Here is a 358-nt window from a genome sequence, read left to right as displayed (position 1 = left end):
TGCGGCGGGGCTCACCTCTTCCCATTTCGAACAGAGAAGTTAAGCCCGCTAGCGCAGATGGTACTGCTAACCAGTGGGAGAGTATGTCGTCGCCCTTCTTTTGAAATCCTTGCTGATTTCCAGCAAGGATTTTTTATCTAAAAACATTAATACAAGCAAGATACAAAAAACTTTAAAAAATAAAGCCGAATTAGTTTGGTTTGTAAAATAAAGTTTTCTACTTTTGCACTCGCTTTGAAACACAAGTGAGAAAAACAAGAAGAATACGTTCTAAGACATATTGGACAACAGCATACAAAAAAGAGAGTAAGGCAAGTCGAAAGATTTGAATTAACGCGCTAATCGAAAATATAAAAAA

The 358-nt window shown here is 36.9% G+C and carries 1 rRNA gene; it reads left to right on the top strand.

The features are described from left to right. Positions 1 to 98 (top strand): 5S ribosomal RNA (gene rrf / locus GOQ24_RS15385); the annotation flags it as partial. Positions 99 to 358 lie beyond the last annotated feature (260 nt).

The sequence above is a fragment of the Myroides sp. LoEW2-1 genome (assembly GCF_009767705.1).
In the GTDB taxonomy this organism is placed as follows: domain Bacteria; phylum Bacteroidota; class Bacteroidia; order Flavobacteriales; family Flavobacteriaceae; genus Flavobacterium; species Flavobacterium album_A.
The sequence above is the reverse complement of the archived record's forward strand: the minus strand, read 5'-3'. Positions and strand labels throughout refer to the sequence as shown.